Genomic DNA, 19813 nt, shown 5'->3' on the forward strand with positions numbered 1-19813 from the left:
TACTATTTCGTAGTTGCTTCTTTACTTGATTTGGCATTCTATCCACCTCCTTGAGCCTAAGTATAGCAAAAAAAGATTTCGAAAGCTCGATTTAGGAGCTTTCGAAATCCTTAACTTAATGACATTGCAATTGTGAATGGTTTTTTCTTATATTACTGTGTTAGCTCGTCTTGCCGTACTTATTTGGAGAGTGAGACAGAACGATTTTCACAAATAAAATCGTTCGTTACAAGTCTTTGTTTCAAGTTGTAAGCTGAAACGGTTTCTCCCCAAACCGTTTCACTCTCACCTCCGGTCTAAAGGCATGTTGAATGCCTTTAGAGTTTCTAAATGAAATGAACGGAGGTCAAAGAGTCAGAAATCGACTCTTTGAGTATCTGGATAAGAGAACAGAAAATGTTCTAGCAATAAAAGCGAACAATTGTTATTTGCTTCGCAAATCCTATCTGCTACCTCAAACAGCCTTTTAGCTGTTTGACCAATCAACCACTGCGTCAAAGTGAATTCACTAACTAAAATAGGAAGGTTGAGACTTTTGTCCCAAGCTCCTCAGCAAGCTCAAAATCTCCCCCAGAGATTTTGAGCTGTCTACGACTCGCTGCCTTGTACAAAAAGTAAATTAAAAAGACTACTATACAACGTCAGAATTTGAAATTTAATGAGTGTAAGTCAAGTAGCGCTCTTCAAGACTTATCATCGCCTTCGCAATAACTTGAATATCTTGGCTGAGTTTCAAAAGGACAATAGCCCCTTGAATTTGTGCTATAATTTCTCGAGTTGCTTGCTGACAGGTTTCATTCGACCAGGACGGATGCATAACTTGAAGCAATCCTGACAATTCCTCAAACCACTGATCCATAAAATCGGCTAACAATTGTCGAAAGTCCTGATCTTGGGCTGCCAATTCAACAATGAGATTTCCAACTGGGCAGCCGTAAAAAATAGTTCCTTCTTGTTGCCGATGAAAATCAAAAATCCAGGCTAACATGGCCCGAAAACGATCTTCAGGAGGCAATGAACTCCCAAAAATCCCTTGAATCAACTCAAAATCCCACTCTCTTAAGAGATTCTGAGTTACCTCTAATCCTAAATCTTTCTTAGATTTAAAGTAATAATACAATTGCCCTTTCCCAACCCCTGCTGCATCCATAATTTGGTTGAGGGATGTCGCTACATACCCCTGATGATAGATTAATTCTCGGGTTTGTCTTAAAATAGTCTCTCTTGTATCCATGCAGCTACTCCTTTTCCTTCCAATTATAGCAGTTTTCCAGGGGAAATTATAGCAACTGAATCCCTGAATAAACTAAATCGTTTACAAGTGTTCTTCGATTTGGTATACTATTTGTACCGATTGGTACAGAATTATTTTTGTCCTCTCGTATTTCAAATAAAAGGAGATTTCCCAATGTTTCATAAAGCGCACACTGCTATTGTCATTACAGATCCACAAGTCGAATTTCTAAAACCTGCAGGAAAAGGATTCGGGGCTACTAAGGACATTCTGGAAAAAGTCCACACAATCGACAATCTCACTAAATTGCTCACCGTAGCCAAAGAAAATGGATATAAACGATTTATTTCACCTCACTACTTCTACCCTCATGATCACAAATGGCAATTTAAAGCAGCGGGTGAAACCATGATGATTGAAAATGAAATGTTTTGGCGTGACAGCCCCTACACCCCTGTTGTAGAAGGTTCAGGTGCAGATATCATTGAAGAAGTTAAACCCCTGCTAGACGAAGATACGATTATCACCAATGGTCATAAAATTTTTGGACCAGAGTCCAATGATTTGCAACTACAGTTGCGTAAAAATGGTATCGATACTGTTATTCTTGCCGGTATGAATGCCAACCTCTGTGTAGACAGCCACATGCGAGAACTCATTGAACTAGGATTCAAAGTTGTTGTTGTCACAGATGCCATCGGTGCTCCAGGTGAAGAAGCTTACCAAGCAGCTCTCACCAACTTTGGTTACATCGCCAATCAAACATATACTACAGAGGAAATTTTACCTTTATTATAGTCTTTTAGTTTGCTTTTAGTACAAGGCAGCGAGTCGCAGGCAGTACTAAAGTACGGCAAGACGAGCTAACACAGTAACAAAAGATAAACTAAAAGAGTATAAAAGCTACTCACTAATCACCACAATCTATACACACAAAAAACATCTAGCCGATATCTCCAAGAAAGTTGAGGCTAGATGTTTTTTGTTTTGCTCTATTATGAAACTAGATCAAATAACAGTTTATACTTAGCAAAAGTTTCTTTCAATTCTGATTAATTGAGTGATTCTTCTACTTTGGTGACACCTCTTGCACTAAGATCCAATGCAATGGTCTGATCCAGCATAACCTTTCCTTTTATTTTTTCACTAGTTCTTAGTGTATGATAAGTTGGGTAGTTTCTAGTTGTATCGAGATAGGAGCGACAATTGTTACACCACTAAGTTCAGACACCAAATCATGACTCAACGCAATCGCTGGTCTCCTATTCTTCTGCTCATGCCCAAGACTCGGATTGAAATGAACAAAAAAATATCACCTTGTGTCACTCCCATTCCAATTCTCCTCCTTGAGCCTGTCCCCAATCTAACTCTCCATGTCGAATTCCATCATCTTCCCAATCCGCAAATAATTCATGAATCGTAGAAGGTTGTTGGTTCTCTGGTGTTAACACAATTGATTGATCCTTGATAGAAATCGAGAATTTTTGATTTAAATCAATGTCTAAAGCCTTCAAAATACTAGAAGGTATTCTCGTTGCCTTTGAATTCCCCCATTGAGAAAGAGTTGTATATTCTTGAATAATCGGTTCCATCGTACACCTCCTCAATAAAAGAAAATCAAAAATCATTACTATTTTCCACTCCCTTTAAAAATTCTCTCACCTTTTTATACTCGAAACAGTTCGAAATCTGAAAAGGCAATCCGATGAAGACAGAACTTAAGGTTCGGCAAAGAGGATTAACACATTCAGATTTTGAAATGTAATGAGTATTATACGAAAAAAGACAAGATTGACCTAGCATTCAACCTTATCTTTTAACATTTATGATTGGATTGAGAAACTCGACTGTAATGACTAACTTCAGGCTTAAATGTCCATTTTAAGCTGGCCAGCCTTGACTCCCACTTTCATCGTTGAGCCTGGCTGTAAGTCCCCGGCCAGAAGGTACTCAGACAAGGGATCTTCCACCAAGGTTTGGAGGGTCCGACGAAGTGGACGAGCTCCATTTTCTGGATCGTAGCCTTTTTGAGCCAAAAGTTTGAGAGCGCTTGGCTGGAATTTCAAGGTCACATCCTTAGCTGCCAGAGCGGCAACCATCGGTTTGACCATAACCTTGACAATCTCTTGCATTTGCTCGGCCGTGAGGCTATGGAAGACGACCTTTTCATCAATCCGGTTCAAGAATTCAGGGCGGTAAGCCTTTTTCAACTCTTCAAACATTCGTTTTTCCATACTTTCATGGTCAAAGCGCAGGTCCCCTGCGCCAAAGCCAACAACCTTGTCATCACGGAGAGCAGTGGCGCCCAAATTGGAGGTCATGATAATCAAGGTGTTGGAGAAATCAACCTTGCGCCCCCGGCTATCGGTCAAAACACCATCGTCTAGCACCTGCAAGAGGAGGTTAAAGATATCCGGATGGGCTTTTTCCACCTCGTCAAAGAGGAGCACCGAATATGGACGATTCCGAACCTTCTCGGTCAACTCACCGCCTTCTTCATAGCCCACATAACCCGGAGGAGCACCGTTAAGACGGCTAGCCGCAAACTTCTCCATGTACTCACTCATGTCAAAACGAATGAGGGCTTCTTCATCATCGAAGAGCAATTCTGCCAAAGCCTTGGCCAACTCCGTTTTACCAACACCCGTTGGACCTAAGAAAAGGAAGGAACCAATCGGACGCTTGCCCGTTTGTAGACCTGAACGATTGCGCCGAATGGCGCGACTGATAGCTGAAACAGCCTGGTCTTGCCCAATCACACGCTTGTGCAAGTCCGCTTCCAAATTGAGATACTTCTTGGCCTCTGAATTCGACAATTTCTGTACCGGAATTCCAGACAAACGACTCAAGGTCTGGAGGACATCCTCAGAAGTCACCCGATGTTTGAAGACGACAGGCTTCTGAGCCTCTTTCATCAGTTTCTTAGCCTTGCTAAATTCTTCATTCATCAAGGCCCTATCCAACTCTGTTAGGCCATTACTATCGTATTCAGAAGATCTCAAACTACGATTCTGAACCGTTGCGGCTGCCTCATCCAACAGATCAATGGCTGAATCAGGCAAGCGTTTGGCGGTCAAATACCGCTTGGCTGTCTGAACAGCTGTTTTCAAGGCTTCATCCTCGATGGTTACCTGGTGATGCTCCTCATAACGCGGCCGGAGTCCCTGCAAAATCGCTAGGGAATCTGCCTCTTTGGGCTCTTCGATGGTCACCTTGGCAAAGCGACGAACCAAGGCCGCGTCTTTTTCAATATGTTTCTGGTATTCCTCTTGGGTGGTCGCACCAAGAGTACGAAGGCTACCACGCGCTAGGGCTGGCTTGAGAATATTGGCCGCATCAAGGGTCGAATCGATTCCACTACCGGAACCAATGATGGTGTGAAGCTCATCGATAAAGAGGATAATGTTGCCTTCCTTCTCGATGTCGTCAATGATGTTGTTCATCCGTTCCTCAAAGTCCCCACGGAAACGAGTCCCGGCAATCACATTCATCAAGTCCAACTCCATAACCCGCATATCCTGCAAGGCCACAGGCACTTGACCGTCTACAATTCGCTGCGCCAAGCCCAAGGCTAGGGCAGTCTTGCCAACCCCAGAATCCCCAACAAGCACTGGGTTGTTTTTGGTTTTTCGACTCAGAATGTGAACCATGCGGTCAATTTCTTCCTCACGACCAACAACCGGCTCTAATTGACCGGCGCGGGCTGCAGCAGTCAAGTCACGGCTATAGTCTTCTAGACCACCACTTTGAGTCGTGGGCATGCCCATCATATTGGCCATTTGTTGGGAGGCTGGCCGGCTGCCGCGGAAAAAGTTGCGGATGGATTTGATTTCATCCTTAGACCAGCCGACGCGGGCTTCGATGTCCTTCCGCAAGGCTTTCAATTTCTGGGCTTCCTGCTTGTCCTCTGGATCAAACCCGGATGCATAGAGGAGTTGTGTCGCCAGTGATTCATTTTCCTGCAAAAGAACAAGAAAAATGTGTTCTGTCCCAATTTCATCCTGTCCTAGGTGTTGGGCCAGATCCTCCGCGCGTTTAAAAATTTTTTCCATGAGTGGGGAGAAAGGAAAAATGGTCATTTTTTTCTCTTCACGATAGGGGTAACCAATTATCTCCCCTGCTTTTTCTTCTATAAGATCCAAATCAATGGACGCATCTTTAAAGGCCGAACCGACAATACTATAGGGGTTGACCAAAAAACCGGTTAGAAGGTGCCAGGTCTCGAGATGATCACGGCCATAATTATTGGCAAAGACATGGGCCACTTCAAGGGTTTCTATTAATGCATTTGAATACTTCATTCTTTATCCTCTTCTGTCAATTTCTTTTAATAAGTGGAGCATCATTTGGGTGCGCAAACGGGGACCATCAGTGCCTAGGGCAGAATCAAGGGCTACGGCCATCAACCAAGTCGCTTCACGGCGTTCCAAGAGGCCTTCTTCAACAAGAAGCAGCAGGATATCCTCATAAACTTGCTCACTTAATTGCGAGTCCAATTTTTCCTGAAGTTCCTGCAACATTTGGTGGTGATTCGAGTAGGAAATCCGTCCAATCCGGATATAGCCACCACCACCTCGTTTGCTTTCAACAACATATCCTTTGCTTTCAGTAAAACGGGTTTTAATGACATAATTAATCTGACTTGGAACAACCTGAAAGAGTTCCGCTAGTTCACTGCGCTTGAGTACGGCCATTCCCATTTGTTCCAAAAGTTGCTTGATGTGCTCTTCAATATTATCGGAGGTATTTCTTGCTACCATGGAAGTCCTTTCTAATTTTGTGAGCATTCCATCCTAGTAACTTGGTCTCCCAAAGTACTTATTCGTAAACGAAATAAAAAAATGAAATCTGACTATATTTGACTTTTATTATATCTTAATTTTCCAAAGATTAAAAGTGGGAAGAGGCCATACAAGATTAGACTAGGACCAAGAATTTCAAACATTAATACTCATTATATTTCAAAATCTAAATGTGTTAATCCTCTTCACCGAACCCTCAGTTCTGTCTTCATCGGATTGCCTTTTCATATTTCGAACTATTTCGAGTATAACAACGAAAAAGGCAGGGCTCGAGTCCCCACCTCCTCTTTGTACAAGTCCAGAAATCTCTGATTTCTGAATTTCCAAGAAATTAGTCTTGACCGAGAGCAGCAGCCATCGTTGCTGCCACTTCTGATTCAAAGTCGTTTGAAGCTTTTTCGATACCATCTCCAACTTCGAAACGTGCAAACGCAACAACAGAAGCGTTTACTGAGTCTAGGTAAGCTTCAACCGTTTTGCTGTCGTCCATGATGTAGACTTGTGCCAGAAGTGTATAAGCTTGGTCAACTTTAGTGTTGTCAAGCATGAAGCGATCCATTTTACCTGGGATGATCTTATCCCAGATTTTTTCTGGTTTACCTTCAGCAGCCAATTCTGCTTTGATATCTTCTTCTGCTTGTTCGATCACTTCATCAGTCAATTGAGCTTTTGATCCATACTTCAAGAATGGAAGCGCTGGTTTATTAACCATTGCACGGCTTTCGTTGTCTTGCTCGATTGCGTGGTTCAATTGTGCCAACTCATCTTTAACGAATTGCTCATCCAACTCTTTGTAAGAAAGAACAGTTGGTTTCATCGCAGCGATATGCATAGATACTTGTTTCGCAAGCGCTTCGTCGCCACCTTCAATGACTGAGATTACACCGATACGGCCGCCATTATGTTGGTAAGCACCAAATGATTGAGCGTCTGTTTTTTCCAACAAAGCGAAACGACGGAATGAGATTTTTTCTCCGATTGTTGCAGTTGCGTTTACGTAAGCTGCTTCAAGAGTTTCACCTGAAGGCATTACCAAAGCAAGTGCGGCTTCGTTGTCTGCTGGTTGACCTTCAGCGATCACTTTAGCAGTTTCGTTTACCAAGTTTACAAATTGTTCGTTTTTCGCAACAAAGTCAGTTTCTGCATTCACTTCAACAACTGCAGCAACGTTACCGTTTACGTAAACACCTGTCAAACCTTCTGCAGCAACACGATCAGCTTTTTTAGCTGCTTTCGCCATACCTTTTTCACGAAGTAGTTCAATCGCTTTTTCGATATCACCTTCTACTTCAACCAAGGCTTTTTTGGCATCCATGACACCAGCACCAGATTTTTCACGTAGTTCTTTAACAAGAGCGGCTGTAATATTGGCCATTTGAGCTTCCTCCAAAATTTTTTTAAAAAAGGACAGGACGGAGGTCACTGCCCTTTGGGGTTACAAGATTATTCGTTTGATCCTTCAACTACTTCAACGATTTCTTCAATTGAATCTGCTTGACTAACTGCTGCTGCCATTTCAGCTTCAACAGAAGCAACGTTATCTTCACCTTGACGACCTTCGATAACAGCATCTGCCATTTTCGCAGTGATCAATTTGACAGCGCGGATAGCGTCATCGTTAGCTGGGATGATAACATCGATATCATCTGGATCAGTATTTGTGTCAACCATCGCTACAACTGGGATTCCCAATTTTTTAGCTTCTTTCACAGCGATTTGCTCTTTGTGTGGGTCAACGACATACATTACGTCAGGAATACGTGGCATATCTTCGATACCACCCAAGAATTTCTCAAGACGTGCACGTTGTTTGTTAAGAAGTGCAACTTCTTTCTTAGGAAGAACTTCGAAGACACCTTCTTCTTCCATACGTTTGATTTCTTTCAAGCGAGCAACTCGTTTTTGGATAGTTTCCCAGTTTGTAAGAGTTCCACCCAACCAACGGTGGTTGATGTAGTATTGACCAGCACGTTCTGCTTCTTCTTTAACAGCGTCAGCAGCTTGCTTTTTAGTACCAACAAACAAGATGATTGCATCTTCTGCAGCTGCATCACGCATGAAATCGTATGCTTGGTCTGCAAATTTAACAGTTTGTTGCAAGTCAATTACGTGGATTCCGTTACGCTCTGTGAAGATGTACTTAGCCATCTTAGGATTCCAGCGACGAGTTTGGTGACCGAAGTGTACACCAGCCTCAAGAAGTTGTTTCATTGAAATTACTGCCATGAGTATTTCTCCTTTAAAATGTTTTTTCCTCTTTTGAATTTCAACTTGCAGGACGACCCGAAGGCAACCCCTCCCACAATTCATTCAAAATGAGTATTTGTTGCACAGCAACTCTTTTATTATAAGGGATTTCTTTATAAATTACAAGAAGAAATATTCGCTATCACGACAAACGCATGAAACAGTAATTTCCGAATTATAACACAGTTTAAATTTAGTAACTTTAGCGATTCTCCTATAGAAGATTCCAAAAAGGATTATTTTTTATTGTGAAAATCCTGAACATTGAAATACAGAAAACTCTATTTTCTCGCTAAAAATCTCTCATGCGTTTGTCGTGATTCGCTATTTGTCACGATAGTAGATGCCTTTTTCAAAATCTTCTTGTGGTTCCTCGTATTGGGGTTTCAAATAGATCCGTTCTCGTGTCTCATCTGATTCATAACCTGGAATTGGGACATTGACTGGAACATAATTGTATTCAACTGCACTCACCCGATTCTCAGCTAAGGTCCAGTTACCCAAGCCTTTATGATGCATTGTGTAGGTTCCATCACTAGTTGTCAACGTATTATCTTTGATGGACATGGTCCCAAATCGTTGACTAACCCATTTCCCATCATAAACAGAGCCACTTTGAGTTGTTGACGAAGATGTAGTTTCTGATTTTTGACTGGATTGGCTTTGCTTTGTTTTCTGAGTACTCGAAGAACTTGTCTTTGTATCAAATGAACCAATTAGTACCCAGTCAATCACATCCATCTCCAAGATCTGGTCTTCCGTATGTCCAAATTGCGAATGAATATCACTTTGTCCCAATTGGATAGCTTGCTCCTCAACTTTTTTAGCCTCACCACCCTTAGGATCTAGCTCATAGAGGGTAGCTTGTCCTCGTCCAAATCCTGAAGAAACAGCTGACTGCAGGACACTCCCATCCTTATAAAGAACAAAGCCTACCCTATCACCACCGACCGCAGCAACATAGGTCTCTGCTAACAATTCAGGTTCTCCGTCGTCCAAATAGTGGAGAGCAATTGGGTAAATATTCCCTTGACTATCTGACATTCCAACTAAGAGTTCATTTTCTCCCTTTTGATCGATGTCGTGGTAGGAGAACAACAGTTTATCTGGACTCTGAGCAATGTTCGCGATGGTCCAATAAGATAGGTCTTGATTCAACTTTCCATATAACTCATTGGCCACAGCTTCTGCATCTCCATTCCTGTTTACAGAAACTCTAGCTATTTTTTCATAATCCTCCAGAACCTCTTGATAGGCCTTTTCGTTTTTATCAGTAGCAGAAGCCGAGCCCATGAATAGACTCGCTAAGAGAGCCACTCCTAAGATATTTTTCTTGTTCATGAATTTCCCCTTAATTCCGATAGAAGATATAGGGCTCAAAGGCCTCTTGTGGAGCATCATATTGAGGTTGGATAAAAATACGATCCCGGGTTTCATCTGACTCATAAGTTCGAACACTTGTAGCCAGTGACTGACCTGCAGGCACATAATAGTAGACTGGCGGGCTAGCTACTACTTCTGCCAGTGTCCAACTGCCGTCACTTATTTGTTTAACGGTAAAGGTGCCTGTACCATTGGTTAGTTTGCCACCTTCAATCGTAATGGATCCCATTGCACTTGACCAGGTTCCCTGAATAGCAGGAATAGTTTCGCCACTTGTAGCTTCAGCAGCCTCCTCTTGAGTAGAAGAGGCACTTACTTCCTGACTCACACTCTCTGCTTGTGAAGAACTGGATTGGGATTCTACCATCGCCTCTGTACTTGAACTTGTTGCAGTAGAATTTCCCGCCTTCTTGGATGAAGAAGACTTTTTAGCTGGCGACGTTACTTGTTTTTGACTGGAAGAAGCACTTGGCTCAGTCTCTTTCTTTTGACCACAGGCTGCCAAAGCCAAACTTGCTAAAAGTAAAACCATTATTTTCTTTTTCATAAAACACCTCTGTCTATAAAAAATCGCAGGTAAAACCTAGGTTATCACCTATTCAGTACAGGTCTAGTATACTAATAATCAGATATAAGAGCAAGAAAAAGCCGAAGGTTGACGGTTGACGAGTGGCATATTTTAGTGTAGAATATTTTATGTTGCGGCGGTATAGCCAAGTGGTAAGGCACGGCTCTGCAAAAGCTTGATCGTCGGTTCAAATCCGTCTACCGCCTTTAACAACCCCTTTTATCCGAATTTATACTAATGAAAAGCCCGAAAAATCGGGCTTTTTTGATTTTTGAGTGGGATAAATACGGATAAACGCTAAAAACATTTCGGACGATTTTCGGACGATTTTGAAGCTTAAAATAAAAAAATCCCCCTGGAAAATCCAGAGGGAGAATCGTTACATAATTACAGTCGTTTAGTATATTTCAAAGCAATCCAGCCTGCTCCACTTTTCAGCTTGCCCCACTCATAACCATCAGCAGACTTAGTTTCTGTGATGGTGTAGACACCTGGTTTAACTTTGCCGTTGGTTTTAGCTTTGAGGGATGGCTCTTTACGGATATTCAAGTCTGTGACTGACACACGGACTTTGAATGAGCCAGTTATTTCCGTTTTGGAAATAGTTGGTTTTTGAGTGGTATTTTCCTTTTTGGAAATAACCACTCCGCTCATCTCATTGTAATAACGCTGAACTCTCTTAATGTAATCAGCCATATCAAGAGTTTGTGGACAGGCTGTAGCGCTAGCTTGTCGGTGCGGAACAATAACGCTGGAATCGGGTTTCAATCCATAGCGTAAACAAATCTCGGCAACCAGCTTCGCTCCACGTTCAAGTGTGGCATCATCGAACAGATAAGTGTTCGGGTTGTTGACATCTCCAATGTGCGAATTGATGTGCTCAATTCCGATTGAGTTCTCATTGGTGATTGCACCAGTTCCGCCAGAATGCCAAGCGACATAATTTTCCCCGACACAGCCCATGATTGCGTTCGGAGTAACTAAGTAATGAGCAGATGTCATGTTATTCCGTGACCGTAACCATGTACTATAAGCACCTATTACAGATGTTGTAGCTGTACCATGGATCACGATGTATTGGATTTTGCCAGTCCGCTTGCCACCGCTCCAGAACACTTCAGGGCGTGCTTCGGTAATCAAGCCACTATATAGGTCTCCATTCACGTTTTTCGGTTCCATGGTAGCTTTACCTCCAGTTGTCTTTTGAGGCTCCTGTGAGCCAGAATATGGCAATCTGAACCAGCCTACTACGTGACTATAGTCACGATAGTTCTTGCGGGTATAGCCACCCCCTCCAACTTCCAGTTGGTCATTAATCCCATTTCCGTTGTCATCACGATAGCCATCGATGTTCTGCTCGATAGTGTGCATACCTTTGACGTCAGCGGAGACAACCACTCCGATATGTCCCCATGGGTAAGGGTCGTTCATGACGAAGAAATCGCCGGTTTGTGGTAGTAAGTGAGGATCATTGGGGTTGTTCTGGACAACTGTAAGCCCCATTTCTTTAGCCTTTCGCAAACCGTCGGCTGCATTGACATAAGCTAGATTTTTCTTACCGTTCGTAAAATGCTGAACAATATGATCAATCAGTGCCACACACTGACCCCCATAGGGGTTGGTAGGGACTGTAACCTTCTTCCCTACCAAACTTTGAGTATAGCTAACCACGTCCTTCGCTGTCGTCACTCTGTGCCTCCTTCCTGTAATAATCGACCGTGGACACTCCTACGACTGTCCCCAGAAAAGCAGAAAAGGCAGTCAAAATGTTATTGACCACCGTTAAGTCATATCCTAACTCCCCACCTACGACAAAAATCAAAGTATTCAGAGCTGGAAGAAAAATAAGTACCAGCCATTTAAAGGCTTGATACCAGTTATCAGATAGACGCATTTTCTTCTCCTTTCAGAGGTAATTCTAGGAACTCATGATAAAGCAACTCAATTTCACCATTTCCATCAAGATTCTTATACGACTCAAAGAGTTTTGCGATTTCCCGCTTACGCTCAAGAGTTGTGTAACCTTTAATAATATCTGCTTGCATATCATGGAAAAGCCTGTAGCGGTGTAGAGTTTTTGTACCGTTTGCAGTCTTAGCGATTAAGTCGGAGTTCGTGTCTGCAGTCGATTTGATTTGCTCGACATCTGATTTGATTTTTTCGATATTATCTGCAGTTTTTTCATTGTATCGCCTGTTTTCTCGGGATTCCGCAATCAATCGCGAAATCCCACCCAACAGTGCGACAACAGCCCCCAAAATCGTAATAGTTTCAGCAATATTCACGCTCTACTCCTCTACTTCGGTCTCTGCTGTTTCTGTATCTTCAAGATCGGCCAAAATCTCATCTTCAACTTCGAAAACTTTGGCTTGGAATTCCTTTTCATGTTTACGCATTTGTTTACGATTTTTAGTATAGAGTTCTTCATCATTAATCCATTCTGACCGGCGAGCTGTCCCTTTATCATCAAATTCGGCAGTCATAGTTTTTACAACTGTTTCCCCAACTTTCAACTGTCCTTCAAGTCGTACTGAACGAAATACTTCTAAAGTCATATTAGTTACCTTCTTTCATTTTTTCTTCTAACAATTTTGATTCTACTTCTTCAAAAAGTTCTTTGAGCGCTTGGTCGCTTTCCAAAACCTGCTCAAAGTGAGTCAACTTTTCAGCCAACTCGTTCTTCTCACCAAGTTCGGCTTGATAGCGAGCTTTGAACTCGCTGGATTCAAGTTCAGCTTGAGTTAGCTTGCCAGCGATGTCCTGTGCAAAAAATTGTAGTGTTTTGTCGTCCATAAAATATCCTTTCTTAGATTCCAAGTGAGCTCAACTTATTTATCGAACTCACAATTGCATTGTATGCAGCATCTGAGAATCCCGCATTTTTGATGTGAACAAATCCAACTTTCAACTCACGTAAAACCTCCAACAGATTCACTGATTTATCTTTCCTTGGATACAGGAAAAGATTCCCTGTCTCAATGGCACTTTGATTTTTGTCAATCATATACGGACGTAAAAGAACATTCCCCTTTCTGGGAGAATTGTACACATAGTTATACATTTCCCAACCCTGTTGAGGAAGATTCGTCGCATTCCTATCGGCATAATAAGAATGTGAAAACACGACACGATCTCCAATCAATTGAACATCATCTACTTGCCAACCGTCTGTTGAAACAGCTCCTTTTACAGTCGAGATGACGATTCCGGTAAATCCACCTTTATCCCAACCAAAGTTAGAATCAGAACCTTCCTGACGACGATCACCACCAAGAATTACCCGAGATACTTTCCTTTGACTACCATTGATTCGCTCATTGTAGTTAATGAACTTCAGTCCCATTGTTGAGGCTTGTGAGTCAACCCTAAAGAAACCAGCTTCGTTGTCACTAACATAGAAACGACCATTCTGCAGGTTAATCTGTGAGCGGTCGTTTAATGATGAAATCGTTCCACCTCTAATTCTGTTTGCTGACATTTGACCTGTAACAATATTACTTGCATCCATGTTAACAATTGTGACTCGATGTGCATCTAAAGTTCCCGTCGTAATCTTACCTGCGTCAAGATTCCCAATCTTAGCTGATGAGATAACGCCATCTTGAATATAGGTTCTACCAGTGATTTGGACAAGACTTCCGTCAATCTTAACAGACCCATCTTTATTCAAATTCAACTGATTTAATACAGTTCCGGAATTAGTCAAGTTCTTAACCGCCCAAGAACCAGCCAGCTGGCTAACTTCTGTTTTCGTAGAGTTCAAAGCTGATTCTACAAAATTAGCCCTACCATCTAAACGACTGAGACTGCTTTCAGTATTAGCAACTCTGGACACAATCCCCTCTGCTGTCTGGGTGACTTGGCTGATTGAACGCCCTTGAGCTGTTAGAGTCCGAGTATGTCCGTCTACTGTGTCACGAACTTCGTGGAGGGCGGTGGTAGTTGCAAAGTCCTCTGGGGCTGGCGACCAGTAATCAGGAGCGATATCCCCAGTAGTAACCATCAATGCCCGAACATGAAATTTGCCACTCTTTGCGCCATCTATTCGAATTTGCAACTCAAATCCTTTTGAATTTTGGTACATCTCTCTAGTGACAATTCCGGATACTTTTATTAGCGTGTAGTTATTTCCTGTATTTAGATTACGGCTCCATTTATTGAAAAAAGGGTGATTGCGAGACCAGTTAGTCCAAGTCCAATTTCCGCTGGAATCTCTAATACGACCTTGTAGCAACATTCTTTTATTAGCTACACTCTCATCTAAGACGATGTTGTCTGCTGATACGTAGACAAACAGATTGACCTTGGTATCCGGATATATGCCCGTCTGATCACCGAGAGGAACCTGGCCCAAATCAAACGTCCAATTTTCCTTTATTGTAATATCTCTGAACGCCCCCCAAGAATCCGACGTCCCTCTCATAACGTTTCTATGAGAGAAGTTAGAAGGAATCCTCGTCTCAACCTGAGTTATCCTAGCGGTCAAACCTCTTTCTGTCTGCTCGATTGTATTTGTAAAGGTCGAGTTAGTTATAAAGCCTTTCGTATCAATCAGCTGGTTGACTTCAGTTCTTGAAAGTTTTGTAGAAATCTGACCGGCTAATGTATCGAGACGTGTCTCAGCATTTGTCACTCGATTCTTTTCGCTATTGAATTCAGTTTTTGAAACTTTAGCGTTGATAGCGTCATTTGTAACCTGCAATTCTGCTCTGAAACGGCTAGATAAGTCATCAACCTGACTTCTATCTGCTTTTAATTTGATAGAGCTCTTTGTTTGATTAATCTCAGTTGTGTGAGAGTCAACAGACTTTTTCAAGTTATTGTAATCAGTCTGAGAGACCTTACTAGAAACATCACCAATGAGCTGGTTGACTTGGGTCTCTTGACGGCTGATTTTGTTTTCTGCTTGCGCCAGTTTGGTGGATAACTGTCTTGTCCCTTCAGCAGTCTGAGTGGTGGTGGTTTTGGCACTTTCAATGATTGTCTGTAAATCTTCTGGTGCCTCTGTGTAATCAGTTGAAATAGTTCCTATTTCAACCTTTGGAAGCGCAATCCAAACGGTAGCCTGTGACCAAACATGCATGATAACTTCATTAGTGGCATTAGAATTAAGGTTTTCTGTAAGTTGGAAACTGTAGTAGGTCCATTCTGTTGACAACCTTAGTTCTTTTGTAGGACTTCTAAAACCGGAACGACATGCAAAAATAGTGTTAGCTACAGAAGCTTTAGCCCAAAAGCTAATCATAACGCTTTGATTCTTCATCTCATCTTCAGTTGAAAAACGAGTATCGCCTCCGGTTGCAAAAGTTATCTTTTGATTGTTGCGCTTACCATTAAATGTAGAAACAATTTTCAAGGTATTTGTCCCTCGAAATTTACTGTCTCTATCGATAGTTGCCATCAGTTGTCCTTGAGTCTGTGTCTCACTATCATCTAGATTATAAGTAGAATAACGCTTTTTTAAATCAAAATTAAATTTTGAATTTAGGAAAAGATTACGACCTCCAATTTGCGTCGGTATCTTAGCGACTGTCCGACTGATTTCAGTTGTTATCTTTTCGCCAAGTTGACGGATATTTGTCTCTGCTGTGCGGAGTTTTTCTTTTTCTTTGTCAAAATCAGAATTCTTGACCCTGCTAGCGATTTCCCCAGCTTGAACTCGAAGACTAGCTTCTGCTTGAGAAACTTTACCTGTCAAACTGTCGACTGTTGCCTTATCAGCCTTCAGTTTGATAGCATCGTTTGTTCTTGTGACTTCTGTAGACAGGTCATTTATAGACTCTTGGAGCGCTCGCTCTGATAAACTAATCAATCGACGAGCTTCTTCGTTTGCCTTATTTCTAGCTGCGAGAATGGCCCTCTCAGTCTCTTTTCGTTCCTCTTGGTCTAAACGCCTAGCCTCTGATAAAGCACCTTGAATAGCTGAATTAGAGCGCTCCTGCGCCTTAGTCAAATCCGCATTGGCTTTTTCGGCTAGTCGCTTTGCTTCGTCAGCGGTGGATTCTGCAACTCCTGCTTTTGCGACTAATTCAGCAACCTTGTCATTATGAAATCTTTCCTGCTCTACAAACTGCTTCCCAATCTCAGCAATTTCTTTTTCGAATTCCTCTTCATCAATTCCCAGTTTTGCTTTTTGCCACTCAAGTCCGTTCCAGACATACAGTTCAGTCTTTTCACCGTTTTGGTAATAGAGCTGGTCTCCTTTTATCAGAGTTCCTGGTGGATCATCAGTTGGAAATGTATCTCCCCAGTAATTCTTATTCTTCCCGTTAGTGGCAACCAAGGCCTCTAGTGCTGCTTTATAAGCTTCTGCAGTCTCAATTTGAGCTTGGCCAATTTTTGCTGACAAAGCAGAAACCTTAGTGACTGACTTCTCCACAGCGCTAATACTTCCACAAGTAATCTTGTGACTGATTAAACGACCTCGGATATCGTATGAACTAGTAAAAGAAACGATTCGAATCCGTCTGCGGAATCCTAATACATCATTAATAGCCATGATGTAATCACCGCACCTTGGCTGTGTATATGGATAACCTGCTTTTGTAAGATCCTCCATATCAATTTGAACAGAAATCTCATAAGACGAATCTACATTTGACTTCAACTTGTTGAGTAATGATTCCCTATCAGTGTATCGCTCATCTACAAATGGATCTGTCTCGATAACTCCGTATTCATCTGCTAAAGGACTTCTGTAGTTGACACTTAGCCGTCCTTTCGAATGGTCATCCTTGTCATTCCATGCCCCAAAACCAGCCTGGAATGTGGCAAATTCTTTGACGTTCTTTTCAATCTTCAACTCATTCATGTTGAAGTTTTTGCGGACAACTGTGGTCAAATCTGAGCCAGACCTATCCAAGATACGGACAACTCTGCCATGCACAACAAACTCAACTCCAGCTTGCTTAACAACATCATTGAATAAGCTCAGGCGATTCTTATATCCAAAAGATTGCTTTTCAAAAGCATAGCGCTTCACTTCGTTTCTGAAAGAATATCCGCTACCGTCAAAGATAAAATGTAGATATTCTTCAAAGGTGTGTGACCCATCATTCAGAGAAGTATGGACAGAGGATTTTGAGAAATCCCAGAAGAATTGATGTACGGCATCGAACTCTACTTCTAGCTGGCGACCTTTATCATGAGGTTTTATGTAGGTAACAACATAGTACTCATCACCGATTAGCAATCGCCAACCTCTATCAATCTTACGAAGCACACTCTGAGGTTCGCTAATTTTTCCAGATAATGACCGCTCACCATTGACTGACTGTTTAATGTCATAAGTCATCCGAACACCGTATCGGCGTTGGTTTTGGTCAAGAAACGTTACCATCAAAACTCCTTTCTATTTAAATAAATCAACCAGGCCTAAAATTCGAATCTTACCCTTAAAATTAGTCTGGTAGGCATTTTCAATAAATGGGTGTAACTCAAAAAACTCATAATTCGTCTTCTCGTTAGCATTTTCACCGTTCATAATCACTTCATGTCCAAAGACAGTAATCTTAGTTCCACTTTCCAAATTTGAAGCTTGATTAAACGTGAAATTATGATTGTTCAACCGAAAATAAAAAGCGTTCTGACCTCCATCTGAAACAAATTCAATTCTAAAAGGTACCTCTAGTTGACTGAGAGTCTCTGTACCGTTGTATGGAATCTTTCCGCCCGAAAGAAGAACATCTCTTGCATCGGACTGACCAAATGGTAGATTCACAGTCTCAAAATGAATCTGTAAATCATAAACAAGTCCACCCGTAAATCGTCCTTTGAAGGAAAAATTTATCTCTTTAGTTACAAGAACTTCATGTCGGTATTTCCAAGGAATCAGCTTTCGTTTCTTCTCATTGAAATCTCCGCTAGTCTTACCAGGGAGTTCAAAGTTATACAACTCGTCCTGCTCCGGAACTAACTTACGGATAAAATATGGGACACGACTAAAGAAGAAACCATTCAAGAAATCTTGTTTCTCATAAAAAGAAGAAATAGAAGGAACTTTTATCCGTCCCTTCACATCAATCTCTTTCTTCTTAAAATTAGCATTGTCAAAAATCCTCCCTGAACGACCTTTGACCGTACGAGATTCCATTTCCAATTCAGGAGAAGATTCTTGAATCTCGATATTATAAACGCCAAACTGAGACAGCGTAGAAATCGTCCCATTCTGATTAATCTCTAAATCCATTCTTCCTCCTAGTAATTAAAAAACTCTGACAATGCTTGTTGTCGAGCTTCTTTCTCTTTGATTGTGGTATAGATTTCATCACCAACAAGTTCGTTATGAATTTCAAACTTAGTTTCTGGTAATACCATTGAGCGTACCTCATCACTAAGCGATTCTAGTGTAGATTTCACACCAGAATTCGTAACTTGTGCTGAGGTTTGCATCACACTGTTTGATTCGAACTCCTGATCAGTGATTGCATTAGCGTATTCTTTTGACATCTCTTTAATGTCGCTAACCCACGCCGCCATACCGATATACATACCTTCACCTGTATAGCCACCAATCGCTTTCATCACACGAGATGGAGAGCGAATATCCAAAGCACGGCGAATCGTACTTGCAATGTTATTGGCAATACTTGCAGCAAGTGCATATAAAGCACCAGCCATACTTGCTAGACCATTGTAAAGTCCTTGGCCAGCATGAGCGCCCGCAGCTTGCAACTGCCCAGCCAATTGGTTAAAGATTGACACAATCCGAGAGGCTGTACTTTGAGAAATGGATGCTGAGCGATTCATACCTGATTGAATAGCAGACACAACAGCATTCAGCCCACTTGTAACTGTACTACGAACTCGGTTAAAGGCACTAGTGAACGTTGAAGCAATTCGCTGTCCACCACTTTGAGCTGCTGATCCGATTTGAGTCATACCATTTCGAACAGCATTCGTCACACCGTTCATGGATGACTTAGCGCTCTGCTCTGCTCGTTGGAAATTGGATGTAATACTTGTGGCAACTTGCGAAGTATTCGCTTGAGCTGAAGCAGCTACTCCTGATAAATCTCCGTTTACACTGGCAGCTAGACCCGCGGTTGAAGATGTTGCTGACGCTTGTGCAGTACTAAAATCAATACCCGTTTGGGAAGCAATTTGAGAACTTGAAAGTGAGGCATTCTGATAAGCCGTAGCGTAGTCAATTCCTGTTTGTGAGGCGATACCAGCCGTTGAAGTGGCAGCATTAGTTTGAGCTGTTGCCAAATCCAAAGTAGTCTGCGAAGCTAACTGTGAAGTAGAGCTAGCAGCATTTGTCTGGGCTGTGGCAAAATTCGTGCTAACATTGCTGCTAATAGACGTTGCTTTAGCCAAAGTGTCTAAATCTAAACCAGCCATGGTTGTAGAGACACCAGTAGCCATTTCGGAAGTCTTAGTAGTTGCATTCAGACTCATTTGCCCAATATTCATGTCAACACCCGTAAACATATTCTGGGAACTTAATTGACCCCAAATTATTCATACCTAACTTAAAAACCTTCCAGAAACCGTATTGATTACAGGGTTTCTGGAAGGTTCTGCTTTTCACCCATTGGGTGAAACGTTCGACTAGACAAAAAAGGATTTCCCCTTTAT

At 41.9% G+C, this 19813-nt stretch carries 18 protein-coding genes and 1 tRNA gene; 2 read left to right on the plus strand and 17 right to left on the minus strand.

What is annotated here, in order from left to right; all coding sequences use genetic code 11:
• Nucleotides 1-655: 655 nt before the first annotated feature.
• The gene (locus JEQ21_RS07750) at nucleotides 656-1234 is read right to left on the minus strand and encodes a TetR/AcrR family transcriptional regulator (protein ID WP_196092300.1); all 579 of its coding nucleotides are present in this window, start codon (nucleotides 1232-1234) and stop codon (nucleotides 656-658) included.
• A gap of 174 nt (nucleotides 1235-1408) precedes the next feature.
• Between JEQ21_RS07750 and JEQ21_RS07755 the strand changes: the two genes are divergently transcribed.
• A complete protein-coding gene (locus JEQ21_RS07755; RefSeq protein WP_199364791.1) occupies nucleotides 1409-2032 on the plus strand; it encodes a cysteine hydrolase in 624 nt (207 codons plus the stop codon).
• A gap of 355 nt (nucleotides 2033-2387) precedes the next feature.
• Here the strand turns inward: JEQ21_RS07755 and JEQ21_RS09990 are convergent, their stop codons facing one another.
• The 8 genes from JEQ21_RS09990 to JEQ21_RS07795 all read right to left on the minus strand — a co-directional run bounded on the left by JEQ21_RS09990 (nucleotide 2388) and on the right by JEQ21_RS07795 (nucleotide 10213).
• Nucleotides 2388-2480, minus strand: coding sequence for a hypothetical protein (locus JEQ21_RS09990; RefSeq protein WP_233340819.1), 93 nt, complete (start codon nucleotides 2478-2480; stop codon nucleotides 2388-2390).
• Nucleotides 2481-2556: 76 nt separating this feature from the next.
• Nucleotides 2557-2826 (minus strand): AbrB/MazE/SpoVT family DNA-binding domain-containing protein, encoded by a 270-nt coding sequence (locus JEQ21_RS07765; protein ID WP_199364792.1) that lies wholly within the window; start codon nucleotides 2824-2826, stop codon nucleotides 2557-2559.
• A 276-nt stretch (nucleotides 2827-3102) separates the two neighbouring features.
• Nucleotides 3103-5535 carry an ATP-dependent Clp protease ATP-binding subunit gene (locus JEQ21_RS07770; RefSeq protein ID WP_199364793.1) on the minus strand — a complete coding sequence of 811 codons (2433 nt, stop codon included), beginning with the start codon at nucleotides 5533-5535 and terminating at the stop codon, nucleotides 3103-3105.
• A 3-nt stretch (nucleotides 5536-5538) separates the two neighbouring features.
• The gene (locus JEQ21_RS07775; protein WP_196967013.1) at nucleotides 5539-5994 is read right to left on the minus strand and encodes a CtsR family transcriptional regulator; all 456 of its coding nucleotides are present in this window, start codon (nucleotides 5992-5994) and stop codon (nucleotides 5539-5541) included.
• Between the two features lie 373 nt (nucleotides 5995-6367).
• The gene (gene tsf / locus JEQ21_RS07780) at nucleotides 6368-7411 is read right to left on the minus strand and encodes a translation elongation factor Ts (RefSeq protein ID WP_199364794.1); all 1044 of its coding nucleotides are present in this window, start codon (nucleotides 7409-7411) and stop codon (nucleotides 6368-6370) included.
• A 68-nt stretch (nucleotides 7412-7479) separates the two neighbouring features.
• Entirely contained in the window at nucleotides 7480-8262 is a 783-nt protein-coding gene (rpsB, locus tag JEQ21_RS07785; protein WP_199364795.1) for a 30S ribosomal protein S2, read from the minus strand.
• Nucleotides 8263-8607: 345 nt separating this feature from the next.
• Entirely contained in the window at nucleotides 8608-9624 is a 1017-nt protein-coding gene (locus JEQ21_RS07790; protein ID WP_199364796.1) for a hypothetical protein, read from the minus strand.
• 10 nt (nucleotides 9625-9634) lie between these two features.
• Nucleotides 9635-10213, minus strand: coding sequence for a hypothetical protein (locus JEQ21_RS07795; RefSeq protein ID WP_199364797.1), 579 nt, complete (start codon nucleotides 10211-10213; stop codon nucleotides 9635-9637).
• A gap of 156 nt (nucleotides 10214-10369) precedes the next feature.
• Here JEQ21_RS07795 and JEQ21_RS07800 point away from each other — a divergent pair.
• Nucleotides 10370-10440 (plus strand) — tRNA-Cys (locus JEQ21_RS07800).
• A 181-nt stretch (nucleotides 10441-10621) separates the two neighbouring features.
• Here JEQ21_RS07800 and JEQ21_RS07805 read toward each other — a convergent pair.
• Genes JEQ21_RS07805 through JEQ21_RS07840 form a run of 8 tightly spaced genes read right to left on the minus strand, consistent with a single transcriptional unit; the run spans nucleotide 10622 to nucleotide 19648 of the window.
• Complete coding sequence (locus JEQ21_RS07805) at nucleotides 10622-11923, minus strand: peptidoglycan recognition protein family protein (protein ID WP_199364804.1); 1302 nt, start codon at nucleotides 11921-11923, stop codon at nucleotides 10622-10624.
• Nucleotides 11898-12128, minus strand: a complete 231-nt coding sequence (locus tag JEQ21_RS07810; RefSeq protein ID WP_199364806.1) for a phage holin — start codon at nucleotides 12126-12128, stop codon at nucleotides 11898-11900. The genes JEQ21_RS07805 and JEQ21_RS07810 overlap by 26 nt, the downstream gene beginning before the upstream one ends.
• Nucleotides 12115-12519, minus strand: coding sequence for a hypothetical protein (locus JEQ21_RS07815; protein WP_199364808.1), 405 nt, complete (start codon nucleotides 12517-12519; stop codon nucleotides 12115-12117). Before JEQ21_RS07815 ends, JEQ21_RS07810 begins: the two co-directional genes overlap by 14 nt.
• A 3-nt stretch (nucleotides 12520-12522) precedes the next feature.
• A complete protein-coding gene (locus JEQ21_RS07820; RefSeq protein WP_199364811.1) occupies nucleotides 12523-12789 on the minus strand; it encodes a hypothetical protein in 267 nt (88 codons plus the stop codon).
• A 1-nt stretch (nucleotide 12790) separates the two neighbouring features.
• Complete coding sequence (locus JEQ21_RS07825; RefSeq protein WP_199364814.1) at nucleotides 12791-13027, minus strand: hypothetical protein; 237 nt, start codon at nucleotides 13025-13027, stop codon at nucleotides 12791-12793.
• A 13-nt stretch (nucleotides 13028-13040) separates the two neighbouring features.
• Nucleotides 13041-17573, minus strand: coding sequence for a phage tail protein (locus JEQ21_RS07830; RefSeq protein WP_199364816.1), 4533 nt, complete (start codon nucleotides 17571-17573; stop codon nucleotides 13041-13043).
• 12 nt (nucleotides 17574-17585) lie between these two features.
• Nucleotides 17586-18422: a phage tail domain-containing protein gene (locus tag JEQ21_RS07835; RefSeq protein WP_199364818.1), complete on the minus strand. Its 837-nt coding sequence runs from the start codon at nucleotides 18420-18422 to the stop codon at nucleotides 17586-17588.
• A gap of 8 nt (nucleotides 18423-18430) precedes the next feature.
• A complete protein-coding gene (locus JEQ21_RS07840; protein ID WP_199364821.1) occupies nucleotides 18431-19648 on the minus strand; it encodes a hypothetical protein in 1218 nt (405 codons plus the stop codon).
• Between the last annotated feature and the right edge of the window lie 165 nt (nucleotides 19649-19813).

The sequence above is a fragment of the Streptococcus sp. 121 genome (assembly GCF_016458205.1).
In the GTDB taxonomy this organism is placed as follows: Bacteria; Bacillota; Bacilli; order Lactobacillales; family Streptococcaceae; genus Streptococcus.